Source organism: Polyangium sp. 6x1 (genome assembly GCF_029946515.1).
Classification (GTDB): domain Bacteria; phylum Myxococcota_A; class Polyangia; order Polyangiales; family Polyangiaceae; genus Polyangium.
In genome coordinates, this window is the sequence record NZ_JARZHH010000088.1 from 1 (window position 1) to 23,488 (window position 23,488).

The 23,488-nt window shown below is 68.9% G+C and carries 18 protein-coding genes; 10 read left to right on the forward strand and 8 right to left on the reverse strand.

The genetic code is table 11. The features are described 5' to 3' along the window. Positions 1 to 143: 143 nt before the first annotated feature. The gene (locus tag QHF85_RS43935; protein WP_281333469.1) at positions 144 to 2,312 is read left to right on the forward strand and encodes a hypothetical protein; all 2,169 of its coding nucleotides are present in this window, start codon (positions 144 to 146) and stop codon (positions 2,310 to 2,312) included. Between the two features lie 3 nt (positions 2,313 to 2,315). Here QHF85_RS43935 and QHF85_RS43940 read toward each other — a convergent pair whose 3' ends face one another. Beyond that, a complete protein-coding gene (locus QHF85_RS43940) occupies positions 2,316 to 3,497 on the reverse strand; it encodes an SUMF1/EgtB/PvdO family nonheme iron enzyme (RefSeq protein ID WP_281333470.1) in 1,182 nt (393 codons plus the stop codon). Beyond that, on the reverse strand, positions 3,494 to 4,981 hold the full coding sequence (locus QHF85_RS43945) for a sigma-54 dependent transcriptional regulator (RefSeq protein ID WP_281333471.1): 1,488 nt from the start codon (positions 4,979 to 4,981) through the stop codon (positions 3,494 to 3,496). The genes QHF85_RS43940 and QHF85_RS43945 overlap by 4 nt, the downstream gene beginning before the upstream one ends. Before the next feature lie 207 nt (positions 4,982 to 5,188). On the opposite strand from QHF85_RS43945, the gene QHF85_RS43950 reads away from it, so the two are divergent. Then, the gene (locus tag QHF85_RS43950) at positions 5,189 to 6,133 is read left to right on the forward strand and encodes a tetratricopeptide repeat protein (protein WP_281333472.1); all 945 of its coding nucleotides are present in this window, start codon (positions 5,189 to 5,191) and stop codon (positions 6,131 to 6,133) included. Positions 6,134 to 6,148: 15 nt separating this feature from the next. Here the strand turns inward: QHF85_RS43950 and QHF85_RS43955 are convergent, their stop codons facing one another. The 5 genes from QHF85_RS43955 to QHF85_RS43975 all read right to left on the reverse strand — a co-directional run bounded on the left by QHF85_RS43955 (position 6,149) and on the right by QHF85_RS43975 (position 12,071). Next, entirely contained in the window at positions 6,149 to 6,799 is a 651-nt protein-coding gene (locus tag QHF85_RS43955) for a CoA pyrophosphatase (protein WP_281333473.1), read from the reverse strand. Between the two features lie 44 nt (positions 6,800 to 6,843). Next, positions 6,844 to 7,929: an SPFH domain-containing protein gene (locus QHF85_RS43960; RefSeq protein ID WP_281333474.1), complete on the reverse strand. Its 1,086-nt coding sequence runs from the start codon at positions 7,927 to 7,929 to the stop codon at positions 6,844 to 6,846. Positions 7,930 to 8,047: 118 nt separating this feature from the next. Beyond that, positions 8,048 to 9,682 carry an adenylate/guanylate cyclase domain-containing protein gene (locus QHF85_RS43965; RefSeq protein ID WP_281333475.1) on the reverse strand — a complete coding sequence of 545 codons (1,635 nt, stop codon included), beginning with the start codon at positions 9,680 to 9,682 and terminating at the stop codon, positions 8,048 to 8,050. After that, the gene (locus QHF85_RS43970; protein WP_281333476.1) at positions 9,679 to 10,092 is read right to left on the reverse strand and encodes a hypothetical protein; all 414 of its coding nucleotides are present in this window, start codon (positions 10,090 to 10,092) and stop codon (positions 9,679 to 9,681) included. Before QHF85_RS43970 ends, QHF85_RS43965 begins: the two co-directional genes overlap by 4 nt. A gap of 32 nt (positions 10,093 to 10,124) precedes the next feature. Further along, entirely contained in the window at positions 10,125 to 12,071 is a 1,947-nt protein-coding gene (locus QHF85_RS43975; RefSeq protein WP_281333477.1) for a YgiQ family radical SAM protein, read from the reverse strand. A gap of 529 nt (positions 12,072 to 12,600) precedes the next feature. Between QHF85_RS43975 and QHF85_RS43980 the strand changes: the two genes are divergently transcribed. From QHF85_RS43980 to QHF85_RS44015, 8 genes are all read left to right on the forward strand, one after another. Further along, positions 12,601 to 14,964 carry a hypothetical protein gene (locus tag QHF85_RS43980; protein ID WP_281333478.1) on the forward strand — a complete coding sequence of 788 codons (2,364 nt, stop codon included), beginning with the start codon at positions 12,601 to 12,603 and terminating at the stop codon, positions 14,962 to 14,964. Between the two features lie 666 nt (positions 14,965 to 15,630). Next, the gene (locus QHF85_RS43985; protein WP_281333479.1) at positions 15,631 to 17,280 is read left to right on the forward strand and encodes a radical SAM protein; all 1,650 of its coding nucleotides are present in this window, start codon (positions 15,631 to 15,633) and stop codon (positions 17,278 to 17,280) included. Positions 17,281 to 17,365: 85 nt separating this feature from the next. After that, on the forward strand, positions 17,366 to 17,515 hold the full coding sequence (locus QHF85_RS43990) for a hypothetical protein (protein WP_281333480.1): 150 nt from the start codon (positions 17,366 to 17,368) through the stop codon (positions 17,513 to 17,515). 126 nt (positions 17,516 to 17,641) lie between these two features. Then, complete coding sequence (locus tag QHF85_RS43995; RefSeq protein WP_281333481.1) at positions 17,642 to 17,791, forward strand: hypothetical protein; 150 nt, start codon at positions 17,642 to 17,644, stop codon at positions 17,789 to 17,791. 126 nt (positions 17,792 to 17,917) lie between these two features. Beyond that, positions 17,918 to 18,067 (forward strand): hypothetical protein, encoded by a 150-nt coding sequence (locus QHF85_RS44000; protein WP_281333482.1) that lies wholly within the window; start codon positions 17,918 to 17,920, stop codon positions 18,065 to 18,067. A 103-nt stretch (positions 18,068 to 18,170) separates the two neighbouring features. Continuing rightward, positions 18,171 to 19,376, forward strand: coding sequence for a hypothetical protein (locus QHF85_RS44005; protein ID WP_281333483.1), 1,206 nt, complete (start codon positions 18,171 to 18,173; stop codon positions 19,374 to 19,376). A gap of 631 nt (positions 19,377 to 20,007) precedes the next feature. Beyond that, positions 20,008 to 20,985 carry a hypothetical protein gene (locus QHF85_RS44010; protein ID WP_281333484.1) on the forward strand — a complete coding sequence of 326 codons (978 nt, stop codon included), beginning with the start codon at positions 20,008 to 20,010 and terminating at the stop codon, positions 20,983 to 20,985. A 254-nt stretch (positions 20,986 to 21,239) separates the two neighbouring features. Then, a complete protein-coding gene (locus QHF85_RS44015; protein WP_281333485.1) occupies positions 21,240 to 22,424 on the forward strand; it encodes a serine hydrolase domain-containing protein in 1,185 nt (394 codons plus the stop codon). Positions 22,425 to 22,604: 180 nt separating this feature from the next. On the opposite strand, the gene QHF85_RS44020 is transcribed toward QHF85_RS44015, so the two are convergent. Beyond that, positions 22,605 to 23,393, reverse strand: coding sequence for a hypothetical protein (locus tag QHF85_RS44020; RefSeq protein WP_281333486.1), 789 nt, complete (start codon positions 23,391 to 23,393; stop codon positions 22,605 to 22,607). Positions 23,394 to 23,488: the final 95 nt, after the last annotated feature.

Here is a 23,488-nt window from a genome sequence, read left to right on the forward strand (position 1 = left end):
CGTCCAGCGTGAGCTCGTCGAGCAGCTCGTCGTCGTCCTCGTCCAGCGGCAGCGGCGGCGCCGGTGGTGCCGGCGGCGCGGGCGGCGCAGGCGGCAGCGGCGCGGGCGGCGCAGGCGGCGCAGGCGGCGCGGGCGGCGCCCCCATGAGCAACTGCCCGCCCGATGCGGATTTCGACGGCATCTCCGACGACGTCGAGGGCAAGGAGCAAGGCGTCGACACGGACGGGGACGGCACGCCCGACTACCTCGACACGGACAGCGACAACGACTCGCTCCCCGACGCGCTCGAAGGCCAGACGGCCTCGGTCGGCTGCGCGCACCCGCAGAACTCGGACGGCACCGCCCCGCCCGACTTCCGCGACACGGACAGCGACGACAACGGCCTGCCCGACGCGCTCGAGATCTACCCCGACCAGACGCCCTACGATCCGCAAAAGCCCGCGCCGAACCCCGCGGACACCGACGGCGACGGCGTCCCCGACTACGCCGATCCGGACAACGACGACGACTCGCTGCCGGACACCGTCGAGCTCTCGATGGGCGTCGCCGTCAACACCGACGGCGACGTGCTGCCCGATCTCTCCGACGCCGACAGCGACAACGACACGATCGGCGACGCCTTCGAAGGGCTCGCCGATCCCGACGGCGACGGCGTGCCCGCGTTCCGCGACAGCGACAGCGACAACGACGGGCTCTCCGACATGTGCGAGGCCGGCCCGCTGCACATGGTCGCGGATCCGCCGCCCGACGCCGACAGCGACGGCAAGTACGACTTCCTCGATCTCGACGCCGACGCCGACGGCATCCTCGACAAAGACGAGGACATCAACCTCAATTGCATGCTCGACCCGTTCGAGACCGATCGAACGAAGGCCGACACGGACGGCGACGGCACCTCCGATCTGATCGAGCGCGAGCTCGGCTCGGACCCGCGTGATCCGTTCGTCACGCCCGGCACGCTCGGCAAGTTCTACTTCGTGTTGCCCTACCTCGGCGCGCCTTCGCCGGCCGAGAACATCGTTCCGCTTCGTACGAACTTGAACCAGGGCGACGTGGCCTTCCTCGTCGACACGACGGCGACGATGGGCGGCGAGATCCAGAACCTCAAGAGCAACCTCGGCGCGATCATCGCCAAGCTGAAGGCGTCGATCCCCGATCTCGCCGTCGGCATCGCGGGCTTCGACGACTTCCCGACGGGCACGTACGGCACCGCGGGCGTCGATCAACCGTTCTACGTCGCGGGCAGCACGGGCTACGTGAGCACGACGCTCGCGGACAACCTCGCCGCGGTCCTCTCGCTCAACGTGCACGACGGCGGCGACAACCCCGAGTCGCACATCGCCGCGATGTACCGCGCGCTCACGGACGCCTACCTCCTCTGGCCCGGCGGTCAGCTCACGCCCGCGGGCGCGCCGAGCGGCCGGTATGGAACGCTGCGCTTCCGCGACGGCGCGCTGCCGATCCTCGTGCCGATCACCGACGCCCCGTTCCACAACGGCCGCCGCAGCATCGACGCGAGTAACCTCCACGACGCCTACGACTTCAACGGCTTGCCCCCCTTCCCCACGCCCACGGTCGACACGCTCATCACCACGATGAAGCAACGCGGCGCGCGGCTCATCGGCATCTCCTCGTCGAACGGAGTCCGCATGGGCGGCGATCCGTACGAAGACCTCGCGTACATCGCCGATCAGACGAGCTCGCTCGTCCCGCCCTCCGCGTTCGGCGGCATGCAGTGCGGCACGGGCCCGAACGGCGCGTTCATCGTCCCCGACGGCCCCGCGAACCCGGACAACCCCGGCGGCACCTGCCGCCTCATCTTCGACATCAGCACCGATGGCAGCGGGCTCAACGACCTCACGCTCGACAACGGGATCAAGGCCCTCCTCAAGTCGATCCGCTTCGACATCCGCGCCCTCGCCACCGCGAACATCGCCGATCCCATCGACGCGGTGGACACGTTCATCACGCAGATCTCGGTGAACGCGTCGGGCGGCGACGACGCGGCCCAGCCTGGCGTCCCGTGCTTCTCGCTGAACGCCGTCCAGCAGCTCAAGGACGCCTGGTCGGGCGCGAAGGGCCTCGTGAAGGCCCAGGACGGCGTGAACGAGACCGCCCTCGGGATCGTTCCTGGTCAAAAGATCTGCTTCAAGATCGTGCCCACGCCGAACACCACGATCCCGCAGAACGCCACGGCGCAGATCTTCAAGGCCACGCTCACGGTGAAGGCGCAGAACGGCATCTCGCCCTCGGAGCTCTTGCTCGGCGCGCCCAAGGAGATCCTCTTCCTCGTGCCGCCCGCGCCGCAGTGACCCTCACCAGGTGGGCTCCTTCTTGCCCTTGCGCTTCTTCTTGCGCTCCTTGTTCCCGATCCCGATCTTCCCCCACTCGTACGACACGCGCCGGCGGAACGCCCCGTTGTCGTCGCCCCCGTAGACGAAGAGCTCACGCGCCGTCTCCGTCTCGCCCACCGTCGGCTGCCAGAGCTCGGTCGGGACGAACGCCATCGAGACGGGCGCGTCGAAACGCATGCGCGCCACCACGACCCCGCACCGCGCGTGATCCACGGCCTTCACGCAGCCGCCGCCGAGCACGAGCTCCTCGTTGCCGAGCGGGTGCCACGTCCAGATCCGTTCGACCACAAAGTGATCGTCGGGCCTCCGCTTCTTCGCGTCGCGGATCTCCTCCGGCACGAGCGGCTCGAGCGCGAGCGCGAGGTCGGCCTTCGTGTCCGCGGGGTGGAACGTGAGCGGCGTGCCTCGGCTCACGTTGAGCACCACCTCGAAGCTGTTCGGCTCGCCCGCGCAGCAGCGGAAGCCCACGTCGGCGCGGCGCGCGTCGGACCGCACGCCGCGGCCGTTCGCGCACCGGCCCACGAGCTCGCCTTGCGGCGCGTTCCCGCCGCGCGTCGTCCCGAGGTTCGCCTTGCTCGCGTCGCGCCGCCACTGGCTCGACGTCCACTGCCACACGCCGCCGTGCAGATCGTGGACGCCGAACCCGCTCTTGCACGCCGCGTTCACGCCGTTCGGCACGAGCGTCCGCATCGAGCCCGTCATGCACGTCGTGGGCTTGTACGTGTCGCCGTACGGGTACGTCGCGTTCTGCGGGCCCTTGCACGCGCGCTCCCACTCGAGCTCGGTGCAGAGCCGCTTCTGCTGGGCCGCGCAGAGCTCGGCCGCCTCGGCCTGCGTCACGTTCGTCGTCGGGATCGCGCCGGGCTCGTTCGGGTACGGGAACAGGTCGATGTAGAAGCCGGTCATCACGACCTGCTCGCCCGCCATCTCCTCGTCGGAGACGCGCGGCAGCTTCTCGGGCGGCGTGCCCGCGATGAGCGCGCCGGGCGGGATCCACGCCATCCCCGGCCGCGGCTCGGGCTCGCGATCCGCCGTCACCCACGGCGGCTCGGCCTCGTCACCCGCGTCCGTCGGCTCGGGCGCGAGCCTCTTGCCTTCGCAGCCGAGCGCGAGCAGGGCCGCGGCGACGAGCGCCCTCTTCACGTCGGCTCGTGCTCGCGCTCCCGGAGCCCGAGCTCCTTCATCTTGAGCTGCAAGCCCTTGCGCGAGATCTTGAGCAGCCGCGCCGCGTGCGTCACGTTGCCCTGCGTCTGCTTGAGCGCGCGCACGATCAGGTCTCGTTCGAGCCTGCTCATCGCGGCCTTCACCTGCTCCTTCAGGCCGTCGGCGATCGACGCCGACTCGCCTTGCTGCGGATCGGGCGACGACGGCGACGGCGCGCGCGCGCCTTCCATGGGAGAGGGCGCGCTCGCGGCCGCGGTGGCCGGCGCCGCGTTCGAACGCACCTCCTCCGAGAGATCCTCGAGCCGGATGCGGGCGCCGTCGGCGAACAGCACCGCGCGCTCGATCACGTTCTCGAGCTCGCGGATGTTGCCGGGCCAGCCGTAGGCCGCGAGGCGCTCGAGCGCGTCCGGCTCGACGCCCTCGATGCTCTTGCGCAGGCGCGCGTTGAACTTCGCAATGAAGTACGACACGAGCGGCGGGATGTCGCTCCTCCGCTCGCGCAGCGCGGGCAGCCCGATCGACACCACGTTGAGGCGATAGAACAGATCCTCCCGGAACGCCCCCACGCCGATCTCGCGCTTCAGATCGCGGTTCGTCGCGGCCACGAGCCGCACGTCGACGCGGATCGTCTTGATGCCGCCCACGCGCTCGAACTCGCTCTCCTGGAGCACGCGCAAGAGCTTCACCTGCATCTCGTTCGGGATCTCGCCGATCTCGTCGAGGAAGAGCGTGCCGCCCGACGCGAGCTCGAAGCGGCCCGGCTTCGACGCGACCGCGCCCGTGAACGCGCCTCGCTCGTAGCCGAAGAGCTCCGACTCCATCAGGTCCTTCGGGATGGCGGCGCAGTTCACCTTGATGAAGGGCCTGTCGCGGCGGCCCGAGTTCTCGTGCAGCGCCCGCGCCACGAGCTCCTTGCCCGTCCCGCTCTCGCCCGTGATGAGCACCGTCGTGGGCGTATCCGCGACGCGCTCGATGATCGCGTAGAGATCGTGGATCGGCTGGCTCTCGCCGATGATGCCGAAGCGCGCGGAGCCCTCGCGCGGGGACGCGGAGACGGCGACGTCACGCGACGCGTCGGCGCTCGCGAGGTCGCGCGTCCGGAGCGCCTTGCGGACCACGAGGCGCACCTCGTGCTGATCGAACGGCTTTGTGATGTAGTCGAAGGCGCCCGTCTTCAGGGCCTCGACGGCGTTGTCGACCGTGCCGTGCGCCGTCAACATGACCACGGGCCGCGTCGGATCGTCGCGCATGGCGGCGCGGAGCAGATCCATCCCGTCCACCTTGGGCATCCGGAGGTCGGTGATCACGAGGTCGATGTGGTGTTCCTTGAGGAAGGCGAGGGCCTCCTCGCCGTCCTCGGCGGTGTGCACCTCGTAGCCGTCCCGCCCGAGCTGCGCGCTGAGCACGCGGCGCAGGTTGGCCTCGTCGTCTACGACCAGGATCTGCTTCTTTTCAGGTAGCACGCGGCGAGGTTACCAGAGCCCGGGGGGCGCGGGGGGCCGGCGGCGAGGCCCCGGGATCGGGCCGGACGGGGCCCGCCGGGGGGCCGGAGGGCGGGGGGGTCGGACCGGAAAGAGCCGGGATCGCCGGCATCCTGCTCACCGTGTACGCGCTTTTTTTCGCGGACGACGGCACATGCCATTATGCTCGGTACGAAGGACGAATACCGCATGTGGGGAACGCGCGCGCAGGGGGTATCTCTGGTCGGGCTCGTCGTCGGGGTGACCCTGGCGACGGGCATGGCCATGGCCGATGGCCCGCAGAATCCGTTTGCCGGTAAGTGCAACCGGACGGCGACGGAAGAGGACGTCGAAGGCGCCAAGGGCGCTCACAAGGCAGCAAGGCAGTTTTACGAGCGTGGCGAGTACGCCCGCGCGATCCAGTACTGGCGGGATGTCTTCAACCTCGACTGCAACGCGGTCGGCACGCTGCTGAACATCGCCAACGCGTACGAAAAACTCGGCGATCGGCAGAACGCGATCTTCGCGCTGGAGGCGTACCTCGAGCGCGCGCCGGACGCCCCGGACGCGGCGAAGATCCAGACGCGCGTGAAGAACCTGAAGGACCTGCAGCAGAGCCAAGCGCCGACGGCGTCGGCCTCTGCGACGGCCTCGACGCCTCCCACGAGCTCGTCGGCGCGCCCCGAGATCCCGCCGCCTCCCCCGGTGAAACCCTTCGGCGTCGCGCCGTGGATCACGGTCGGCGTCGGCGGCGCGGCGCTCATCGCCGGCGCGATCCTCTTGCCCATCGGCCTCGGCAACGTGTCGGGCGTGCAGAAGGGCGCGAACGACATCAACGGCGACAAGGGCTGCTTCCGGGTCAAGAACAACGCCACCGCGTCGTACCCGCTCACGCAGGAGCAGCTCGCGACCTCGGGCGGCCAGTGGTTCTGTTACGACAAGGCGTCGTACGACCAGGCCGTCCTCGGACAAACGCAGACCCTCGTCGGCAAGATCGCGCTCGGCGTCGGCGGCGCGGCGGTCGCGGGTGGCCTCGTGTGGGAGCTGCTCTTCAACAAGCCCGTCCCGCAGGACGAGCAGAAGTCGGGCCGCGTGCACGTCACGCCGAGCGTCGGCCCCGGCATGAGCGGCGTCCTCGTCCACGGCTCGTTCTGACGAACCGTTTTGCCCTCAAACGGGCGCTCGATCCCCCCACGGCATCTCTCGCTCCAGGATCGGCGGCGGCAACGTCGCCCCGATCCCGTCCGCGATCTGCACGACGAGCTCGTGGAAGATGACCGCGCTCGCGCCGTAGAGCACGCACGCGTCGAGCCGGAAGTGCGGCATGAAAATCTCCGCGCCGTTCCACGTCACCATCACCCCGCCCCGCGGCGCCTCCCCGCGCAGGTACGCGCCGAGCGGCAGCTCGAGCACGCGCGCGATCTCGCCCGAGCGCGCCACCGGCGCGTGCGCCTCGTCGAGGGCGACGGCGTACGGGTGGATCAAGTATCGACCGTTGTACGTCGGCGTCGGCGTGAGCTCACCGAGCCGCTCGATCCCCTCCCCCGCGAGCCCGACCTCCTCGTCCATCTCGCGCAGCGCGGTCGCGTAGAGATCCACGTCGCCCGGCTCTCGCTTGCCGCCGGGGAACGCCACCTGGCTCGCGTGCTCGCGCAGCTCGGCCGATCGCAGGATCGCGATCACCACCGGATCGGGCGTGAAGCGGATCGGGACGGCGACGGCCGCGGGGCGCGCGTCTGCCTGCAGCATCGAGGTCCAGGGGCTGTCCTTCGCGGGCAAACCTGCGAGGGCGCGGCGAACGTCGTCGGGGGAGATCCGCATGCTTCGAGGGGGTACCTCAAAGGAGCAGAACACGCCCGCGGCGGTCAATCGTTCTTGGCCTCGTTCTTCACGAGGCCGGGCAGCGACGCGCCACGCGCGCGGGCCACGTCCATCACCTGATCGAGGCCCGCCGACAGGAACGAGAGCAGGCTCCCGTCGGTCGTCGTCACGTTGACGCGATCGAACGAGGCGCGGAACGCGTTCGCGATCGAGGGCAACGTCTCGGTCAGCATGATCTCCTGCAAGCGCGCCTCACCGAGCTCCGGCACGCTCCGCTTCTTCGCCTCGATCTCCGCTTCGAGCTCGGCCGCTGCCCGGCGCGTTTCCAGCGTGATCCGCGCCTCGGCTTGCTCGGCCTCCGCGCGCTCGCGGGCGCGCGCGATCTCCTCCTCGTGGGCCCTCCGCGCGAGCGCCTGCTTGTGCTCGAGCGCTTCCATCTCGCGCTTGCGCTCGGCTGCGATGCGCGCCTCCTCCTCGGCCATGATCGCGCGCCGCGCGTCCTCGGCCGCGCGCTTGCGCTCGAACGCGAGCCGGTTCTCCTCCACCGCGACCTCCTCCTTCGCGCGCAGCGCTTCGAGCGCGAGTTTTTCGCGGTAAGGCGCCTGCAGCCGCGTGAAGACTTCCTGCGAGAGCACCTTCACGTCCTGGATCTCGATCGTGTCGATCACCACGCCCCAGCCCGTGCTCGTCCCATCTTCTGGGCTCCCCTCGCCCGCGAGCACCGGCGTGATCTCGTCCATCAGCGCGGCCGCGACGCGCTCCTTGCGGTGCGTGAGGCACTCTTCGAGACGCAGGCCCGCGACGATGCGCCGCGTGGCGCCGACGAACATCTCGCGCAGGATGTCGGTGAGCGCGTGGTGATCACGATCGATCATCCGGTAGGCGAGCAGCGGCTCGACGATGCGGTAGACCGCGAGGCCCGTCACCTCCACGCCGGCCTTCTCCAGCGTCACCTGATCGGCGCGGAACTGGAGCTTTTGGATCGTCGTGGGGACGAGCGTGACGCTGTCCGACGGCCACTTGAAGACGCTCGCGCCTTGCCCCGAGCGCTTCACCTTCCCGTCGCGGATCAGGATGAGAAACTCGTGGGGCTCTGCGGTGACACGGCCGAAGTTCGGGATCGTTCGCATGCCGCCGCGAAGGAGCAACCGCCGCGCCAGCGCCGAGATCACGTGCTTCTCGGTCGTTTCCGAGGCCCCTCGTCGCGCCGCGCGCTCCATTCCGGAGCGCGTCGATCCGTTTCGAAGCTCAGGCCGGATCGACGACCGCGTACACCACGATCGGCTCGGCCTTGCCGCGCACCGTCACCGGCGGCATCAACCGCGCCGTCACGACGTCCTTCACCCGCTCGTGGGCGGCCTCGCTGAGGAGGATGTCCGTCCCGAGCTCCTTCGTGAGCCCCTGGATCCGCGCCGCCACGTTCACGACGTCGCCGATCACCGTGTACTCCATCCGATCGGGGCTCCCGACGCTGCCGGCCACCATCTCGCCCGTGTGCACGCCGATCCCGATGCGCAGCGCCGGGCGGCCCTCGGCGAGCTCGCCCTCGTTGAAACGGGCGAGCGCCGCGCGCACCCCGAGCGCCGCGCGGGCCGCGCGTTCGGCGTGATCGGACGCCGGCACCGGCGCGCCGAACACCGCGAGCAAGCTGTCCCCGCCGAACTTGTTGATGAACCCTCCCTCGGCGCGGATCGGCGGGCTCACCGCGGCGAAGTACCGGTTGAGCAGGCTCACGACCTCCACGGGCGACATCTCTTCCGAGAGCGACGTGAACCCGCGGATGTCGGCGAAGATCACGGTCGCGCGCACGAGGCTCCCGCCCATCGACACACCGTGCTTCATCACCTCCTCGGCGAGCTCGGGCGCGACGTACCGACCGAAGGCGTCGCGCAGCCGCTCGCGCTCCACGAGCCCGCGCGTCATCCGGTTGAAGCCGCGGTACGCCTCGGCAAACTCGTCCGTCGAGCCCACCACGAGCTCCGCCGAGACCTCGCCTCGCTCGACGCGCCGCATGGCCTCGACGAGCCCCCCGGCCGTCGACGCGATGTCGCGCGAGAGCATCGTCGCGAGGAAGAGCGCCAAGCCCGAACCGCCGACCACGAGCAGGAGCACCCACACCTCGAGTGGCCCCTCGATCCGCGCGGCCTCCTGCATCCCGACCTGTTCGAGCAGACGATCGAGCTTGAGCAGCGCCGTGAACCCGAGCGCCGCGAGCGGCACGCACGCGACGAACGCGAACACGAAGAGGAGCTGCGAGCGCATCTTGAGCGGCACGACGAGCGGCACCGCGTCGCGCGCCGCCTCGTCCACGTACGCGCGAATGTGCGAGAGCACCGGCTTCACGGCCGACTTCACCGCGAGGTACTCGTAGATCGCGTGGCCCGAGGCGAAGACCACGATCGTCGCGTAGACGAGGGCGAACTGCCACGGCGCGAGGCCGAGCCCGAGCCACGCGTTCGCGAGCAGGCACAGCACCGTGAGGGACACGGCGAGGATCGGCGCGTGCAAGAAGAGCACGCGCGCGGCCGTGTAGAGCGGCAGGTTCAAGGCCCGCGCGAGCGCCGGCGCCGCGAGCGACGCGGCCGAAGGCCCCGGCAGCGCCGCGAAGAACGCGCGGATCGGCGCGACGTGCCGCCCGATCACCGAGATGTCGGCGATCATCTGGGGCAGCGCGGCCAGCGGCGCGAGCAGGCCGAGAACGAGCTGCTTCTGGTAGGCGCTGAAGTCGAGGCCGAACAGGAAGAAGAGCGCGCCGGTGCCCGTCGCGGCGAGCGAGGCCGTGAGGTAGATCAGGATCAGGCGCCGATGGAGCAGCCGGCCGAGATCGTCCCAGGCGCGCGTCGCGGCCGGCTCCCCGGGCGGCGTGGCCAGCGCCTCCGTCATCGCGGTTCCGTCTCCTCGACGTCATCCGCCTTCGAGCGCGCGGCCAGCACCGGCTTCGCGAGATCGGCGAGGGACCCGGCGAGCGCGACCGCGAGGGGCAAGAGGCTCCGGAGCGGGGGCCCGTCGATCCGCACCACGCGGGGCCGCGGATCCGCGCCGGGGGTCGTGGGGTCGAGCGTCGCGAGGAGCCGCTCCCGCTCGAAGTCGAAGGAGAGGGAGCGGATCACGACGCCGGGCTCGAACGACGCGAGGGCTTCGAACAGCGGCGCGGCGGCGGCGAGGGCCTCGGCGGCGCGCTCGCCGCGGAGATCGACCCCGGGCCCCGAGAACGGGCACCCCTCGGCATCCGTCTTCGGCACCACGCGCACGTGGCGATCCGCGACGCGCAGCTTGAAGGAACGGATCTGCAAGGGGCCCTCGCGAACGTCAGGCTAGCAGGCTGCTACCGCCGCACCTCGTTTGGCTTCCGCCCCTTCGGCTTGCCACGTTCGGCCCGGGCGCGCCGCATCGCGATGGGCATCGCGCCCTTCCCGGAGGCGGGCGGCACGAGGCAATGCGGCTTCGATCCGATGAGATCCCCGCGCCCGGCCTTGATCAGGGCCTCGCGCGCCTCGTCGTGGTGGGCCGGATCCCAGTAGAGCAAGAGCGCCTTCTGGAGGCGCTTTTCGTGCATCTCCTTGGCCGTGTACACCGGCGCCTTCGTGAAGGGATCGATGCCCGTGTAATACATGCACGTCGCCATGGACATCGGCGTCGGAATGAAATCCTGCACCTGCCGCGGACGCATTCCCTTTTTCTTGAGCCAGAGCGCGAGGTCCACCATGTCCTTCAGCGCCGAGCCCGGGTGGCCCGAGATGAAGTACGGCACGAGGAACTGGTTCTTCCCCGCCTCCTCGCTCGCGCACTGGAATTGCTCGGCGAAGCGCTCGTAGCTCTCGATGCCGGGCTTCTTCATCTTGTCGAGCACGTCCTTCTTCGAGTGCTCGGGCGCGACCGAGAGCTGGCCGCCCACGTGCCATTTCGCGAGCTCCTCGATGAACTCCGGGGAGCGCTCGGCGAGGTCGTAGCGGATGCCCGAGGCGATGAAGACCTTCTTCACGCCCTCGCTCTCGCGCACGGCCCGCATCAGATCGAGCAGCGGCTCGTGATCCGTCTCGAGGTTCTCGCAGACCCCGGGGTGCACGCACGAGAGCCTGCGGCATTTGCTCTCGATCGCCGGGTCTTTGCATTTCATCATGTACATGTTCGCCGTCGGGCCGCCGAGGTCCGAGATGGATCCACGGAAATCGTCCATGCGGCGGAGCGCGCGGATCTCCTTCAGGATGCTCTCGGCCGAGCGCGACTGGATGACCCGGCCCTCGTGCTCCGTGATCGAGCAGAACGTGCAGCCCCCGAAGCAGCCGCGCATCGTCACGATCGAATGCTTGACCGTCTCGAACGCGGGGATCGGCTCGCTGTAGCTGTAATGGGCCGCGCGCGCGAAGGGCAGGTCGTAGAGCTCGTCCATGTCCTTCGTCTCGAGCGGGATGGCGGGCGGATTGAAATAGACCGCCTCCTCGCCGTGCGGCTGCACGAGCGGCCGCCCGTTGCCCGGGTTCGTCTCGTACTGGAAGCGCCGGCTCATGTCGGCGAACGCCTCCTTGTCCCGCGCCACGTCCTCGTAGCTCGGCAGGATCACCGCCTTGCCGTCGCCGACGAACCGGCTCGGCTCGACGTCCTCCCATTCGCCTTTTCGCCGGACGTGCGCCGTGCCCCGCACGTCGCGGAGGTCGCGCAGGGTCTGGCCCCGCCGGAGCCGGTCGGCGACCTCCCAGACCGGCCGCTCGCCCATGCCGAAGATCAGGAGGTCCGCCTTTGCATCGAGCAGCACGCTGCGGCGCACCTGGTCCGACCAGTAATCGTAGTGGGCGATCCGCCGGAGCGACGCCTCGATCCCGCCGAGCACGAGCGGTACGCCCGGGAACGCGCGGCGGCAGAGGTTGCCGTAGACGATCGCCGCGCGGTTCGGCCGGAGCCCGGTGCGCCCGCCCGGGGAGTACTGGTCCTCGCTCCGGATCTTCTTCTGCGCCGTGAGCTTGTTCAACATGCTGTCCATGTTGCCGGCCGTGATGCCCACGAAGAGCCGCGGCGGCCCCATGCGCAAAAGGTCGTCCGTCGTGCGCCAGTCCGGCTGCGAGACGATCCCGACGCGGAAGCCGCGCGCTTCGAGGAAGCGGCCGATCAGGGCGGCGCCGAACGCGGGGTGGTCGACGTAGGCGTCGCCGTTCACGAGCAGGACGTCGAGCTCGTCCCAGCCGCGCGCCTCCATCTCGGCGCGGGTCGTGGGCAGGAAACGGCGGAGATCACGACCCGACGCATGGGCGCTCTTGCGAATCTGGACGATGGTCACGGCGCCGTGACCCTAGCGTGCCCGGAGCCGCGCGTCAGCGCCGACGGCGACGTATTCGCGTTTTTCCGAGCCCGCGGCCGCTTCCGCTGCCGCTGCCGCTTCCGCTCCCGCTCCCGTTGCCGCTTCCGCTTCCGCTCCCGCTTCCGCTCCCGCTGCCGCTTCCGCTTCCGCTCCCGCTCCCGCTCCCGTTCCCGTCTCCGCTCCCGCTCCCGTCTCCGCTCCCGCACACTCCCTTGCCCCGCGAGCGTGCTCCTCCAGCGCCGCTCAGGGCATGCCGCGGTCCCGTGCGTCTGCTTCACCCGGGCACGACTCGAGCACACGGCTGATTGGGAACCGGTGCGCCTCGTGGACGAGGTTCAATGCTGCCTCGACGGCGTACCGGACACCGTCCGATTCGAGCGATTGACTCGTTGCTTGCCCGCGGCAAAGGGAAAGCCGGCGCGCGCCTTCGTCGCACGCTTCTTTGCCCTCGCGATGCAACGCGCCGTCTGCGCGTTCGCACGCCGTCTCCACCCAAGAAGGAACTCAAATGATGAATCATCGATTCCATGTACGGCTGTCGCTCGTGCCGCTCGTTTTGCTAGCGGGAGCCTGTGGCGTCGATTCCTCGGGGACAGGCGACGGGGGCGGGCAGGCATCGGAGGCGACGGCCGAGGCGCGAGCGGCGTTGACGGCGGGCGCGGGCAGCGTCGGGAACTGCAACGGGAACCCGGCGCGCTGCGCGATGGTGAACCTCGCCGCGGGCAGCGGCCACACCGTGGCGTTGAAGTCGGACGGTACGGTCTGGGCCTGGGGGTACAACTTCGACGGCGAGCTGGGAGACGGCACGACCACGACCCGAACCTCGGCGGTGCAAGTAATCGGGCTGAGCGGTGTCACCGCGGTGGTGGCGGGCGAGCTGCACACCGTGGCGCTGAAGTCGGACGGCACGGTCTGGGCCTGGGGGTACAACAAAAAGGGCCAGCTCGGGGACGGCACGACCACCGACCGACACGCGCCGGTGCAAGTGAATGGGCTCCGCGGTGTCACCGCGGTGGCGGCGGGCAGCAGCCACACCGTGGCGCTGAAGTCGGACGGCACGGTCTGGGCCTGGGGGTACAACTTCAATGGCCAGCTCGGGGACGGCACGAGCACCGACCGACTCACGCCGGTGCAAGTGAACGGCCTGAGCGGCGTCACCGCCGTGGCGGCGGGTTACGGACACACCGTGGCGCTGAAGTCGGACGGCTATGTCTGGGCCTGGGGATTCAACGGCTACGGCCAGCTCGGGGACGGCACGAATACCGATCGACTCACGCCCATCCAAACGGACGGGCTGATCGGCATTACCACCGTGGCCGCGGGCCAGGTGCACAGCATGGCGCTGAAGTCGGACGGGTCGCTCTGGGCCTGGGGAAACAACAGCTACGGCCAGCTCGGGAACAACACGACCTTCAACCAATGGACGCCGGTGCAAGTGCTCGGGCTGAGTGGTGTCACCGCCGTGGCGGCGAACTCGCACAGCGTTGCGCTGAAGTCGGACGGCTCGGTCTGGGCCTGGGGAGACAACAGCCACGGCCAGCTCGGGGACACCACGACCTACGAACGACACACGCCGGTGCAAGTGGGCGGGCTCCGCGGTGTCACAGCCATAGCAACGGGCGGGGCACACACCGCTGCGCTGAAGTCGGACGGCTCGGTCTGGGCCTGGGGATATAACAGCGACGGCCAGCTCGGGAACTCCAACACACTCGAGAAACATGCGCCCGTGCAAACGAGCGGACTGAGCCTCTTCTCGACGTGCGGTACCCTGGCAGCGTGCGACGTGGGGACAGGAGCCTGCGTCACCGCGCCGCAGCCGAACGGGACGAGCTGCGATGACGGCAACGCGTGCACGAACAGCGACATTTGCACCGCGGGGACCTGCGGCGGCACGGCTTACGCGTGCACGCCGACGAGCTGCCAGACGAGCTCGACGTGTGACGGCAATGGGGGCTGCACGATCGTGAACAAGCCGAGCGGTGCGGCGTGCCCCGACGACGGCAACGCATGCTCCAGCGACACGTGCGACGGCGCGGGGACGTGCGCGCACGCGACGCTTTCCGACGGCACGAGCTGCGGCGCCGGGCAGCTCTGCGAGGATGGCTCATGCGGCCCGAAGTGCCAGATCGGCGGTCAGTTCTACGCCGCTGGGACGATCAATCCGGCGAACGCGTGCGAGCGGTGCGCGCCTGCGACCTCGATCTCGGCGTGGTCCCACCAGGCCGATGGGACGAGCTGCGACGATGGTGACGCGTGCACGCAGACGGACACCTGTCAGGCCGGGGTGTGCATGAGTGGCAATCCGGTGATCTGCGCAGCCTCGGATGCGTGCCACGACGTGGGAACCTGCGATTCGGCCACGGGGCAGTGTTCCCATCCTGCCAAGGCCGATGGTGCGACCTGCGATGACGGCGACGCCTGCAGCCAGACCGATTCGTGCGTGAGCGGCGTTTGCGTGGGCGGAAATGCGAAGAGCTGCCCGGCGATCGACGAGTGCCACGTGGATGGCACGTGCGACAAGGCAAATGGGGATTGCTCGGTGCTTGCCAAGGCCGATGGTGAGGCGTGCTCGATCGGCACCTGCCAAGGTGGCGTGTGCACGGCAGCACCGGATGGCGGAATCGGCGGGAGCGGCGGAATCGGCGGGAGCGGCGGAATCGGCGGGAGCGGCGGAATCGGCGGGAGCGGCGGCACCGGCGGGTCGAGCACGAGCTCGAGCGGTCATGCGCCCGATCAGGCCGACGGCTGCAATTGCCGGACGGCGGGCGCTGACGAGGGTTCCGAGCGCGGGCCGATGGGCCTTTTGGTTGGGCTGATGCTCGCGGCGGGTATCTCGCGGCGGCGCGGTCGCGGCGGGCGGCGGGCGACCTGATGATGAGTGGTGTCGCGATTGGGTCGACCCAGACTTCCACGACGTGAAGGGCGAGCCCAACGGTGACGGCACCTACCCACGGGCGCGGCGGGGCGGCTGCTATTGCCGACCCCGGCTGGGCCTGCCGCTCGGGGTTTCCGTAGATCCGCGGGCTCGACGTGGGGGGCGGGTGAGGCCATCGAGGGGGCGGACCGATCTCCTGAGCGGCTGGCACGGAGGCCCGCTCTTTCCCCGAGGCCCCATGGAGCGAGGCGAGCGGCAGCGGAGCGAGCGGCAGCTCGTGGTGAACGTCTCGGAGCGACGGCAGCGGCTTCTGGACCGGCTTCGCGCTGTTCCTGATCTCCCTCGGTGGCCCACGAGATAGGCCACGCGAATGCAGGGAGGGGGCCGCGTGGCGTCCCCCTCGCCTGAACGTCATGCCAACCGCCTGCCCTTCGAGGGGAAAGCCTCTCCGTGTGCGCTCGACCGTGCACGGATCCGCGGCCGCGGGGTATGCGTGTGCGTGATCGCGCAAGCGTGATCGCGCAAGCGTGAGCGCGCAACGGCATGCGCGATCGCGAGGAGCGGGGAGGCCCGCGCGGCGTGCTGCACGCGATGTTTTCCGCGGCAATTCGGCGATGGCCCCTGCTGGCACGGGGCGTGCGAAGCGTCGGCCCGAGGTTGCCCATGGCAGTGAAGGAAAAGGTAAAGCTCAAGGTCCTGCACGACGGCCCCGCCAAGCTGGATGGGCCGCTCACCCTGCTCTCGGCCCCGGCGCGGAGCGAGGATGTCCCGGCCTTCGATCCCACGAAGATCCGCGTCGAGGGGCGAGCCCTGCGCGCCAGCAGCTACAACATTTATGTGGACCTGCCGGAGAGCAGAAAAGGGGAGATGCTGCTCGTGCACGGATACACCGGCGCCTACGACAAGGTGTCCCGGCGGGTGGCGACCTATGTTCGTTCGCTCGAAGCGCGTCCAGCGCCGAAGCCCCTTTACGGGAGCTGGAGCCCCGAGGAGGCAATCGAGGGGGTGGTGCTTCCGCCCTCCGTGCAGACCATCGCCACGCTGCACCGGCGCGGGTATCTGACGATGCTATCGGTCGAGGAGGAAGAGGCGCTCTTCAGCGATATCGCGGCGAAGCTGCATTTCCGCGACCTGCACGGCCAACCGGGCTACATCCTGATGCCCACGTACCAGTGCAACCTGCGCTGTGCCTACTGCTTCCAGGACCACATGCGCACGAACCCGGAATACCGGCACCTGCTGCGGTTCATGGATCGGGCGATGGTGGACCGGATCTTCAAGGGAATGCGCAACATCGAGGCGGCGCACGGCGTCCCGGGGGGCGCGGATGCGAGCCGCAACATCATCCTGTTCGGCGGGGAGCCGCTGCTCCGGGAGAGCCGCCCCATCGTCGAGTACATCGTGCAGAAGGCATTCGCGCTGGGCAAGGCGAGCTTCTCGGCCGTCTCCAATGCGACCGAGCTCGACGCCTATCGCGACCTCCTGGGGCCCGAGGGGATCAGCTTCGTGCAGATCACCATCGACGGTCCGCCCCGCGAGCACGACAAGCGCCGGATCTACGCCGACGGTTCGGGATCGTTCGAGCGCATCGCGGCCAACGTCACCATGGCGCTCGAGCTGGGCGTGGCGGTGAGCTTGCGGATGAACGTCGATCGCGGCAACATCGTGCACCTGCCCGCGCTGGCCGCGGAGTTCGCGGCGCGGGGCTGGGCGGGGCACCCTGGGTTCTCGGCCCACGTGGCGCCCATTCACGCGAGCGGCGAGAACGTGGACCGCAAGACCACGTTCGATTCGTGGAAGCTGCGCCTGGCCATGGAGGAGCTGACGGCGCAAAACCCCATCATGGCCTCGCTCGAGCCCGTCGATGGCGGCCTCATGGAGGGGGCGAGCCGCATCTTCGAAAAGCGCGTGGACCCGCTGCCGAGCTTCCGCACGAGCTTCTGCGGCGCGCACACCACGATGTACGTGATCGACCCGTTCGGCGACATCTATGCGTGCTGGGAGCGGACCGGCGACCCCAGCATCCGCATCGGCGCCATCCGCGAGGACGGCGAGGTGGCCATGAACAGCGCGGTCTTCGCGGCCTGGAGGCGGCGGAACGTGACGTCGAACCCGGTCTGCCGCAAGTGTCGCTATGCCATGCATTGCGGGGGTGGGTGCGCGGTGCTGGCCGAAGGGCAGCACGGGACCATATACGCCAACCACTGCGACGGCTTCGGCAAACGCTTTCGCGCGCAGGTGGCCGAGGCCTATGTCGCGCACGTGTCCGGCGTGAAGAGGGAGAACAAGACCAACCGGGTCTGCAACATGTGAATGGCGTATGGCCCGGATGGGCGCCGCCCCGCGGTTGGGGAGACGCGCCTCGGAGAACAGGAATCGGAAGAGCAAAGGAGACGCGATGAACGACGACAAGAAGCCCGATGATGTGGAGGTCGAGCTGGAGAGCCTGAACATGCAAGACCTCGCCGTGGAGGCGCTGGAGCAACGCGTGGAAATGGCCACGCTGGCGCAGACGACGGAGGCTTGGGGCTGCATCATCAACTGGTGATGCCGTGCGAAGGACCGACCAGACGGGTCTGCGACATGTGAATGGCGCGTGATCCGGGTGGGTGCCGCCCCGTGGTCGGGGCGGCGCGTTTCGAGGATAGTCATCGAGAACCGATAGGAAAATGTCATGAACGAGCAAAAAGAGCTCGATGCTGTGGATGTCGAGATCGAGAGCCTGAACATGCAGGACCTGGCCGTGGAGGCGCTGGAGCACCGTGTGGAGATGGCGGCGCTGGCGCAGACGGCGGATGCTGCGATCTGTATCATCGACTTTTGATGTCGTGCGAAGAACCGACCAGACGGGTCTGCGACATGTGAATGGCGCGTGATCCGGGTGGGTGCCGCCCCGTGGTTGGGGCGGCGCGTTTCGAGGATAGTCATCGAGAACCGATAGGAAAATGTCATGAACGAGCAAAAAGAGCTGGATGCTGTGGATGTCGAGATCGAGAGCCTGAACATGCAGGACCTGGCCGTGGAGGCGCTGGAGCACCGTGTAGAGATGGCGGCGCTGGCGCAGACGGCGGATGCTGCGGGCTGCATCATCGACTGGTGATGCAGTGAAGACCCCGGCTCTCCGTGCTGGCCTCTCGGTGGGATCTACAAACCCGATCTCCCCGAGCGGCCGGCACGGAGGCCGGCTTTCTACCCGAGGCGCCATGGAGCGAGACGAGCAGCAGAGCGAGCGGCACCTCGTGGTGGACGTCTCGGAGCGACAGCCGGTTTTCCTGCTCATCGGCCGGAACGACGCCCATATCCGGCTCTCGCCCAGCGCCTATCATTTGCTGCGGATGGTCGAGAAGGGCGTTTCCTTCGAGCGCATCGCGGCGCACCTCGGCCGGCAGGGGGACAATGCCATCACGGCGGCCGACGTCGAGGCGGGTTACCGGCGCGTGATCGGGCGCATCGAGGCCATCGAGGCGCGCGGGGACGGGCTGAGCGGCGCATTCTGGTTCCGGCGGCGGCTGCTGCCCGCGCCGGTCGTCGCCCGCATTGCCACCCGCTGCGCGGCGGCCTTCCACCCCGCGGCCGTGGTCGTCTTCGGGGCCCTCATCGCCGCCGGCTCCGTGCTCGCGTACGAGCACGGGCAGGCCGCGCACGGCGGCGGTTTCTGGACCGGCTTTGCGCTGTTCCTGATCTCCCTGGTGGCCCACGAGATAGGCCACGCGAGCGCCTGCGCGCGCCACGGGGCGAGGCCCAGCGAGATCGGGTTTCTTTTCTACCTCATCTATCCCGCATTCTACAGCAACGTCAGCGCTGCCTGGACGCTCGGGCGGAGGCAGCGCGTGATCGTCGATCTGGGCGGGGTCTACTTCCAGGCCATCGTGGGCGCGGTTTACGCCTTCGCGCTCGCCCTCACCGGCTGGGCGCCGCTCCGCATCGCGCTCTTGCTCATTGCGGGGAGCGTCGTGCTGACGCTCAACCCCATCCTGAAGTTCGACGGCTACTGGGTCGTGGCCGACGCGCTCGGGGTGACGAACCTCGGGCAGCAGCCGCGGCGCATCGTCCGCCACGCGATCCGTTGCCTTTGCGGCCGTGCGTCGCCGCCTCTCCCCTGGCCACCGGTGGTGCTCGTGGTGCTCGCCCTCTACACGGCCGTGGCGCTCGGCTTCTGGGTCTGGTTCCTGGTCGAGCTCGGACCGCGGATCGTGCACCACGCGCTCGCGCTTGCGGAGACGATCATGGCAACGGTCCGGCAACTGCGCGAGGCGCCTCTCCGGTTCGACCCGCACGCGCTCCTTCCGGCGCTGGCCTCACTTTATGCGTTGCTCTTCCCCCTGCTCCTGTCTTGGCGGTTGCTCCGCGCGGCGTATGTCCGCATCGGCCGTTGGGCCGTCGGCAAAAAAAATGATCGCCCCGCCTAGGGAAGGCGCCCCTCTCCCTGTCGGAGAGATTGAGACCTCGCGGCGCTCAGGACGAACAAACCAGGATTTCTGCCTCCTCGGCATGCTTCCCATGCGGCGGCCAACGATATCCTTGTACACAATGCGGAGACCCGCTTCCTGCCCTGGGGGTCTTCGGCGGCACCGGCGGGAGCGGCGGCACCGGCGGGTCGAGCACGAGCTCGAGCGGTCATGCGCCCGATCAGGCCGACGGCTGCAATTGCCGGGCGGCGGGCGCTGACGAGGATTCCGAGCGCGGGCCGATGGGCCTTTTGGTTGGGCTGATGCTCGCGGCGGGTGTCTCGCGGCGGCGCGGTCGCGGCGTGATCCTCCCCCGGATCGTGCGGCTGCGGCGTGAGGTCGAGCGGCTGCAGATGGAGCGAGAGATCTCTTAACGTCGGATCCGCAGTTTGGCCTTGACGCGAGGGACGGGTGCATCCCCAATCCCTCGCGATTTCGATGAAGAAGCACCTTCACAGGCCGGGCACGAAGCTCATCAGCCATTCCACGAGTATTCTCGCCGCGGACTTTTCCCGAGACGGGGTCGTGGCTCCCCGGTGAGTCCCCGAAGCCGCTCCTCCGCGACATTCATTGCTTCGAGCCCGAATGCAGCTTGTCGCTCGCCCGTGATGGCCAGGAGCTGTGGTGCTTTTTCGAGTGGGATCTCGTGGGCTTCGACACGCGGACGGGCACGGAGATCGCGCGGTTTCACGGCGACAGGGACGTGGCCCTCGGGGAGGGCCTCATGCTCTCTCCCGAGCGATGCGCCGTGGTCGTGCAATCCATGCTCAACCGTGATGACGATCCGATCCGGCCGCGCATCTACAAGTGGAACCTCGATTCCGACACGCATGTATGGGGCACGGAGATCTTGGGACATCCCTATGGCAACCAACCGCTGCTGACGATGGCCCGGAGCCAGCGCTGGATTGCGAGCGTCGGCAAAGGTGGCGTGATGTTTCATTCGCTTCGCAGCGGGCGAGCGCTCGGGATGCTGCCATTCGAGGCGCCAGGGGCGACCCTCTCTTGCCTGCGTGTGTCACCGGACGATGGCCTCCTCGCGGTAGGGGCTTCGAATGGTGACCTGGTCGTCCACGACCTCGGCGATTCCTTGATCGAACCGAGCATGGCGACGCCGCACATCGCCACGCGCTCTCGCCAAGGGAAACCGCTCACCTTGCGATTGCAGAAACGACCGGGGCTCTGGTTACGGGTGCACGAGGACGGCTCTCTCGAGCGGGCCGAAGGTGACGCCCGCGCCGATTCGATCATCACGACGCTGGCCGTCCGGGCGGACCATGAGAAAAATGTGTCCGTGTCTCTCCCCCGCCTTCGATGGGACCTTCGCGGGCGCCTCTGGCAGCACGATCTCACGAAGCCGTCGCCCTACTGTAAATCGCATCCCGTGCAGGTCTTCCTCGGGGCCGATCTGGTCGTCGAGGGGTACCTCGGCGTCGACCCGGGAGTGGGGCAAACCATTCTCGGCGTCGACAGCGACCGCGACGGCCTCGGAGAGCGGGTCGCCGGGACGCTCAGCCCCCGGACGATCCTCGCCGGCATCAACGACCTCTTGGCATTGCTACCGGACTGACATGCAATCGCGCGAGGCCGTTCCATCGGGCCGAGCGACGTCGCGCAAGACCTGCGCGCTTCGGCGCAAACTCCGCGCCCGAGCCGTCACGTTCGTCTGTCGGTATCGCCGAAGCTCATGACGAGGGGCTGCATTCCGGTTCGTCTCGAATTGGCGCGCGTGTTGCTGGAGGAGCAGCCATGGTGCAGGTAGGAGCAAGTGCTGGCGGGGCGTTTGCGCGTGCGCGTGGAGAGGTCGCGAAGGGTTTCGAGCAAGTGCGCGTTGAATTCGAGCGCAACTTCGCGGAGCGTGGTGAGATCGGCGCGGCTGTGTCGGCATACTGGCGCGGCAAGAAGGTGGTCGATCTGTGGGGCGGCCGCCGCACGTGGGACGGCGATGCACCGTGGGAGGAGGACACAATGGTCGTCGTGTACTCCACCACGAAGGGCATCTCCGCGATGACCCTCGCGGTCGCGAACGCGCGCGGGCTCGTCGATTATGACGCGCCGATCGCCCGCTATTGGCCCGAGTTCGCGCAGCACGGCAAGGAAGGGATCACGGTCCGGCAGCTCCTCGGCCATGAGGCTGGGCTCGTGCGGCTGGACGAGGAAATGTCGATCCACCGGCTGCACGACCTCGATGGGATGGCGCGCGTGCTCGCCCGGCAAAAGCCGGCATGGGCACCCGGCACGCGGCACGGTTATCACGCGATGACGCTCGGGCTCTACATGCAGGAGCTCATTCGGCGCGTCGACCCCGCGCACCGGACGCTGGGCCGCTTCTTCCGTGAAGAGGTCGCCGCGCCGCTCGGCCTCGATCTCTTCATCGGGCTTTCGCCCGAAATCCCGACGCGACGGCTCGCAACCACCATGCCTCTCTCCCTGGGCCGCGCGCTTCGCGCCCTGCCGACCGTGCCGCGCCCGCTGCTCGTTCGGATGCTCTGGCCGTGGTCCCTGATGCACAAGTCGATGGTCTTCAACGATGTCGACTGGAACGACCGACGCTGCCTCGAGGTGGAGGCGCCCGCAGGCAACGGTGTCGGGACCGCACGCGCGATCGCGCGGCTCTACTCGGTATTCGCCGAGGGGGGAGCCGAGCTCGGCGTCGGCCGAGAGACCATGGCGAACATCACGGCGGAGCCGACCTTGCACCGCGCGAAAGACGTGGTGCTGGGCGTGCCGAGCTCCTATTCGCTCGGCTTCCTCCGGCCGGGACCGGACGCAATCTTCGGCTCGAGCCCGCGCGCGTTCGGCGCACCGGGCGCAGGCGGCTCGTTCGGATTCGCGGATCCGGACGCACGGCTCGGCTACGCCTACGTGATGAACAAGACGGACTTCTACCTGTTCGACGATCCGCGGGAAAAGGCGCTCCGCGACGCCATGTATCGCGCGATTGCGACGCTCGACGGAGGCAATTCACGTCGCGCCGAGTACGCCCCCTTCTCCCCAAGCGGTACTTGAATACATTTCGCTTGCCGCTCCCGCTTCCGCTCCCGCTCCCGCTCCCGCCCCCGCTCCCGCTTCCGCGTGCGTTCAGGTCGTCGGCGCCTTCTGGCCTGGCGTGGCCAAGCGAGAACGGCAAAGCGGAGGCGGGAGTCGGGGCGAAACCAGAAACGGGCGCGATGACAGACGCGGAAGCGGCTAGACCGTCGGCGGCTCGGCTGCCGGCTCCGCAGCCTTCTTCGTCCGTCGCGTCGCGCGCCCCGCGGCGACGGCCTTTGCATGGGCAATTGCGTCCTTCAGCGGCGCGAGCAATGCCCGATTCTCCACCTCGCGCTCCACGTCACCCGGGACAGCGCGGCTCTCCACATAGTTCCTCAATCGGTGGACGAGGTGCACCCACTCGGCTTCCGCGCTCCGGCCCTTGTATACGTGCTCGCCCTGCGTCCCACGGGCCGCGACGCGCTCGGCATATGCCTCGTCGCTCGCGTCGAGCGCAGCTTGCAGCGAATCGATCCATTCTGGCGGCAGCTTGATGCCGACGAGCGTGGGCGCGTGCTCGGGGGCGCGCAGAACGGTCAGCGTCTCGCGCATTCTCGCGTTTTCGTCCGGGATGCGGTCGTCGAGGAAGCCGAGCCCCTCGGGGAAAGCGGCGGCGGAGAGCACGCGGGCGGCGGAGGCGAAGGCGCTGTGGCGGCGACGCCCCGCAATATCGAGGAACGATTCGATGTGCCGCCCCCAGGTATCGACCTCCTCGTCGACGATTTCGGCCTTGTCCGCGTGCGCGGCGCGGGCGGCATGGGCGGCGTTTTTTCCGGACACGTGGGCATCGAGCCGGAGGGCGATGGCATCGAGCTGGGGAATGAAGACATCGAGGGCCGGCTCGGCGGGGCCGAGCTGCGCGCGCTCGAGGAGCTTCTGATGAAGCTTGCGGCTGATGGTGGCCTTTTCGACGCGGGAGAGCTTGGCGGGAGAAGGATGATTGGCCATGGGAAACACCTCGCTGGTTTCGAGCGCGACGGGATGTCGCGCGGCGGGTTCGGGAGCTTCCATGGCAAGGGGCGTGCCTATCCGGAATCCACGGA